Annotated in this window: 3 protein-coding genes and 1 pseudogene; 2 read left to right on the forward strand and 2 right to left on the reverse strand. The window is 47.0% G+C overall.

All coding sequences use genetic code 11. The features are described 5' to 3' along the window. Window positions 1-44: 44 nt before the first annotated feature. Entirely contained in the window at window positions 45-716 is a 672-nt protein-coding gene (locus AC5JL3_RS21885; protein WP_496076494.1) for a Uma2 family endonuclease, read from the reverse strand. 93 nt (window positions 717-809) lie between these two features. On the opposite strand from AC5JL3_RS21885, the gene metH reads away from it, so the two are divergent. After that, a complete protein-coding gene (gene metH, locus AC5JL3_RS21890) occupies window positions 810-4,394 on the forward strand; it encodes a methionine synthase (RefSeq protein ID WP_496076495.1) in 3,585 nt (1,194 codons plus the stop codon). Window positions 4,395-4,597: 203 nt separating this feature from the next. Here metH and AC5JL3_RS21895 read toward each other — a convergent pair. Beyond that, window positions 4,598-5,149 (reverse strand): annotated as a pseudogene (locus AC5JL3_RS21895) (Uma2 family endonuclease); the annotation flags it as partial. Between the two features lie 306 nt (window positions 5,150-5,455). On the opposite strand from AC5JL3_RS21895, the gene AC5JL3_RS21900 reads away from it, so the two are divergent. Beyond that, complete coding sequence (locus tag AC5JL3_RS21900; protein ID WP_496076496.1) at window positions 5,456-6,076, forward strand: hypothetical protein; 621 nt, start codon at window positions 5,456-5,458, stop codon at window positions 6,074-6,076. Window positions 6,077-6,114 lie beyond the last annotated feature (38 nt).

Raw genomic sequence — 6,114 nt, forward strand, 5'->3', positions numbered from 1 at the left:
TTAAGCTTATCGATATAGTCTGACTGGGAGCAATTCTTCATTTATTACTGACTAGAACTTTGCAATATTTCTCGAAGTCGTGTCCGAAATAAACGCACAGAGGCTCTTTGTCCAATTGTTTTGCTTGGCTCTATAAATCCTGGAATTTCTGCAATCGGCAAGATGGGAAAAGCTAAACTTTTATCACTCTGCTCGTACTTTCCCTCAACCAGTTGATAAACCTGTAAACTTTGCTTGCGGTATCTCCAAAGTTCGGGAACCCCAAGTAAAGCGTAAATATTGAATTTATTTAAAGAAGAACGGGTGTAATCTGACTCGAAAGCTAAATCTGGAGGTGGGTCATTTAGTAAGTCAATATTTTTGCCTCTAACTTTAGATTCATTTTGAATATAGAAACAAGTGTCAGGTTCAACCGCACGAGTTAAGTCTTCCCGTTCGAGAAACAAAGCACCAAGGCTTCTAATCTCAATCTCTAGCTCATCAGCTAATGATTCAACAAAGCTTTCTATCAATCGCTTAGGCTCTTCATGTTCTGGTAATGGCATTCTAATTTCTAACTTCCCTCGCTCATAGGCAACTCTACAGGCGCGACTATCCCCTATATCTGCCATTAGGTTCTTGAAGGTTTGCCAACTAACACCTTCCAAAATGACTGCTGTCTCTGCACGAACTGACTCTTGCGGGGGAGTCGATGGTGTTACTGCCTGCACATTCATCGTTTTGTGCGCTCCTAATTGCTCGAAATTTTGCACAATATATTAAGCTAATCATCCAAAGCCTAACCCAACTTTCTATAAAGACAGCCGTCTATGAACAGCCCCTTCCTGACTCACCTCCATAGCCCCGATCGCCCTGTTATAGTCTTTGATGGTGCAATGGGAAGCTCACTCCAAACGCAAGACCTGACAGCAGAAGACTTTGGTGGAGCGCAGTACGAAGGCTGTAACGAGTACCTGGTTATGACTAAGCCAGAAGCTGTGGAGAAAGTGCATCGAGGCTTTCTGGAAGTTGGGGCGGATGTCATCGAGACGGATACCTTTGGTGGTGCGTCAATTGTGCTGGCAGAGTATGACCTTGCCGACCAAGCCTATATTCTGAATAAGAAAGCAGCCGAATTGGCAAAGCGTGTGGCGGCTGAGTATTCCACGCCCGAAAAGCCCCGATTTGTTGCAGGTTCGATAGGACCAACGACTAAGTTGCCGACACTAGGGCATATTGACTACGACACGATGAAAGCCTCGTTTGCAGAGCAAGCCACAGGGCTATATGACGGTGGGGCTGATTTGTTGATTATCGAAACGTGTCAGGATGTTCTGCAAATTAAGGCAGCGCTAAATGCTGTTGAAGAGGTATTTGAAGACAAAGGCGCACGATTGCCGCTGATGGTGTCAGTGACGATGGAAGCCCAAGGCACAATGCTGTTGGGGTCAGAAATTAATGCAGCGCTAACGATTTTAGAGCGTTACCCGATTGACATCCTTGGTCTTAACTGTGCTACTGGCCCAGACCGGATGGTAGATCATATTAAATACTTGTCAGAGCATTCGCCGTTTGTCGTTTCCTGTATCCCCAATGCCGGACTACCGGAAAACGTTGGGGGTCATGCCCACTACAAGCTGACGCCGATGGAACTGCGGATGGCATTGATGCATTTTGTGGAAGATTTGGGCGTGCAGGTGATTGGCGGCTGTTGCGGTACGCGGCCCGATCATATTCAACAATTAGCAGAGATTGGCGCAACGTTGAAGCCAAAAGAACGGCATCCCAACTTTGAACCCTCGGCAGCATCGATTTACAGTGCCCAACCTTATGAGCAGGATAACTCGTTCCTGATTGTGGGGGAACGCTTGAATGCCAGTGGTTCCAAGAAGTGCCGGGATTTGTTGAATGCTGAAGATTGGGATGGACTGGTTTCTTTGGCGAAGTCGCAAGTACGAGAAGGGGCACACGTCCTTGATGTCAACGTGGACTATGTAGGACGTGACGGTGTGCGAGATATGCACGAATTAGTGTCTCGCTTGGTAACAAATGTTACTCTGCCGCTGATGCTGGACTCCACGGAATGGGAAAAGATGGAGGCGGGACTAAAGGTTGCGGGGGGCAAGTGTCTACTGAACTCCACGAACTATGAAGATGGGGAGGAGCGTTTCTTAAAGGTGCTGGAGTTGGCGAAGCAGTACGGTGCGGGTGTTGTAATAGGCACGATTGATGAAGAGGGGATGGCGCGAACGGCAGACAAGAAATTTGCGATCGCACAACGCGCCTATCGCCAAGCTGTAGAATATGGCATCCCATCTCATGAAATCTTCTTTGACACCTTAGCTCTACCGATTTCTACAGGTATCGAAGAAGATAGGGCAAATGGGAAAGCGACGATTGAATCCATTCGCCGCATCCGGGAAGAACTTCCAGGATGTCACGTTATTTTGGGCGTCTCTAATGTTTCCTTCGGCTTGAACCCAGCAGCGCGGATAGTGCTGAACTCGATGTTTTTGCACTTCGCGATGGAAGCGGGGATGGATGCGGCGATTGTTAGTGCAAGTAAGATTCTGCCTTTAGCGAAGATTGAGCCAGAACATCAGGAAGTCTGCCGGAAGTTAATCTTTGATGAACGGCAATTTGAGGGGGATATTTGCACGTATGACCCATTGGGAGAGCTTACCACGCTGTTTCAAGGGAAAACCACAAAACGCGATCGCTCCCAAGATGACCAACTCCCCGTTGAAGAACGCCTCAAGCGTCACATTATTGATGGTGAGCGTATTGGGTTAGAAGAACAGCTAGCCAAAGCCTTAGAAACACATCCACCCCTCGAAATCATCAACGTCTTTCTCTTAGATGGCATGAAAGTCGTCGGAGAACTATTCGGTTCCGGGCAAATGCAACTTCCCTTTGTGTTGCAATCAGCGGAAACCATGAAAGCAGCCGTGGCGTATCTAGAACCATTCATGGAAAAAGCAGACAGTGGTAATAATGCCAAGGGTACATTTCTGATTGCCACTGTTAAAGGGGATGTTCACGACATTGGTAAAAACCTTGTCGATATTATCCTTTCCAATAATGGCTATAAGGTGATTAACCTGGGCATCAAACAGCCAGTGGATAACATCATTGATGCTTACGAACAGCATAAAGCTGACTGCATCGCGATGAGTGGGCTACTGGTGAAGTCTACGGCGTTCATGAAAGATAATCTGGCGACATTCAATGAGCGAGGCATAAGAGTACCCGTGATTCTGGGGGGTGCTGCCCTGACGCCTAAGTTTGTGTATGAGGATTGCCAAAATACTTACAAAGGTAAGGTAATTTACGGCAAAGATGCCTTCTCTGATTTGCATTTCATGGATAAGTTAATGCCTGCTAAAGCGGCAGGTGAGTGGGATGATTTAAAGGGCTTTTTGAATGAAGTAGATGAAACTTTTGAGGTGTCAACGAATGGTGATCAAGAAAACGGTTTAGGGGCACAAAGCCTTGCACCCCTACAAGAAGCGGAGGCGGCTGAACCAGCGCCCATAGATACGCGCCGTTCTGATGATGTCACGTTAGATATTGAGCGTCCGACTCCTCCCTTCTGGGGAACCAAGATACTGCAACCAGAGGATATCCCGTTAGAAGAGGTGTTTGGGTATCTGGATTTGCAAGCTTTGATTGCTGGACAGTGGCAGTTCCGCAAACCTCAAAGCCAATCGCGGGAAGAGTACGATGAGTTTCTACAAGAGAAGGTTTACCCAATTCTCGAAGACTTGAAGCAGCGCATTATCCAAGAAAACTTGCTGCATCCTCAGATAGTTTATGGCTATTTCCCCTGTCAAGCTGAGGGCAATTCGTTGCACGTATACAATCCTGCTGCAATAGATGACATTGTAGGGGCGCAAGGCCTTGCGCCCCTACAAAATCCCATAGCGACGTTTGATTTCCCTAGGCAGCGCTCTATGCGTCGTTTGTGCATTGCTGATTTCTATGCACCGAAGGAGTCTGGGATTGTGGATGTGTTCCCGATGCAGGCTGTGACGGTTGGAGAGATTGCGACTAAGTATGCAAAGTCGCTTTTTGACTCCAACCAGTATACGGATTATCTCTACTTCCACGGATTAGCGGTGCAGATGGCGGAAGCTTTGGCGGAGTGGACACACGCCCGGATTCGTCGGGAATTGGGATTTGGTAGTGAGGAGCCGGATAATATTCGGGATGTGTTGGCGCAACGGTATCGGGGTTCTCGGTATAGTTTTGGCTATCCGGCTTGTCCGAATATGCAAGACCAGTATAAACAACTGGAGTTGTTGGGAAGCGATCGCATTAATCTCCGGATGGATGAAAGCGAACAACTGCATCCTGAACAGTCTACAACTGCGATTGTTGCTTATCATCCGGTAGCCAGGTATTTCAGTGCTTGAGGATGGATTCTACTTCCGGAGATCTTGCACCAACCCATTCGCACCGCCCGGAGTTTGAACTCCGGGCTAATAGCTCAAGTCCACTAAAGTGGACTGAAATCTTTTAAGCATAGGTATTTATATGAGTCCTCTTAAGAGGACTTTATCTATTAGCCAGGGATTTGAATCCCTGGCGGGTGAGTGGGTTGGTGCAAGAGTGAGCTTCACAACTGCTCTGGGTTAATCCCTCGTTCTCGCAGTAGCGCCTCTAATGCTTGATAGCGCTGTCTTTCCTGTTCCAGTTGGCTAAGTGCTTCATCAGCGCGTTGGCGTTCCTGTTCGGCGCGTTGGCGTTCCTGCTCCATCAGTTGAGCCAGTTCAACATAGGTAAGGAATCTTTCTCCTGAAGGTGAGAAAATTTCTAGGTTGTCAGATATTATCTGAAACCTTATCCCCAGATGAGGACTAACCCAACCATTCATCTCGTCGATTATCTCGAAAGCTTCTCCAGAGCGCTGCCAACCAATTAATTCTGGGTTGTCGGGGTCATAGATGTAATATTCTTCTACGCCATAGCGTTCATAAAATTTGAGTTTATGAGCCATTCCTTTGAGGCGATTGCCGGGGGATAAGATTTCAAATACAACCTGTGGTGGAATGTTGTCTTCTTCCCATTGCTTGTAGGAACCCCTGTCTCCTTTTGGTCTGCCAAAGACAACCATTGCATCCGGCGCTTGGCGAGTTTTGTTATCTCCAACGACTGGATACCAAAGTAATTAATTTGGCACCCATGTAGTACTCCATCTGGCGTTTTGTCAGGTCCTTTGCCACATCAGGCTGGCTCTTTCTAATCGTTTTGGACATTTGGGCTTGTGTGGGTCTTGCCATTTTTTATTTTTTTTCTAAGCAAATGTACTTACTCAATTATGACTAAGCGATCGCTGTATATTCCCTCAAAGTGCGATCGCACTCGACCAGGATTGCCTTTAACTAAGCCTCCTATTCAGCTTGTACTGGCAACTGGAGAAGCATAGCGGTTAACCTGTGGACATCCTCTCGTACTGACTGACTCATATACCCCCATGACAGGATTTGAACCTCTAATCGCCCAAGCCGTCAGTGGTGTAGCCGTTCCAGTTTTCCAATCTATCTGGGCAGGTGGGGGTAAGATTTTAGATCGGTTTGGCAAAGCCCTGGATGGAAAAAAAGTCAAGCAGGCGATTGATGCCGCATCTAGGCAATATGCTCAGAACTACACCGAACGGCACGGCATTCTGAAAGTATTGGGAATGCGTGAACCAGTGTCCTTGGAATCTGTTTATACTGCCGTTCAGTTTTTGGATGACAGGGCTATCCGTAGTTTTGAGTCGGTGGAAACGCTCGAAGAAGTTTACCGCCAAGCTAAGCAACGCAGTTTTCAGCCTGAAGATTGCCAAAAGCAAGAGGGACTCAAAGTTGCTAATCAAAAGCAATATTTAATGGTTTTAGGGGGGCCGGGTGCTGGAAAATCTACCTTTTTGCGCCGGATGGGATTGGAAGCGCTCAAGGGCAAGAAAGGGAATTTGAAGCACGCTTGTATTCCTGTCTTTATCGAACTCAAAAAGTTCAACACGGGCGAAATTAATATCGAGAAGGAAATTGCGGAAGAGTTCCGTATCGGTGGCTTTCCCTCCCATGAAGAATTGAGGTTCTTCAGTACTTAGTATGCTAAATACATAGCGAAACAAGAAAAGAAGAGATA

The sequence above is a fragment of the Symplocastrum torsivum genome, from assembly GCF_059505465.1.

Coding starts and splice junctions, on each gene's coding strand:
- AC5JL3_RS21885 (WP_496076494.1), bottom strand. CDS start 716: ATGAATGTGCAGGCAGTAACACCATCGACTCCCCCGCAAGAGTCAGTT.
- metH (WP_496076495.1), top strand. CDS start 810: ATGAACAGCCCCTTCCTGACTCACCTCCATAGCCCCGATCGCCCTGTT.
- AC5JL3_RS21900 (WP_496076496.1), top strand. CDS start 5,456: ATGACAGGATTTGAACCTCTAATCGCCCAAGCCGTCAGTGGTGTAGCC.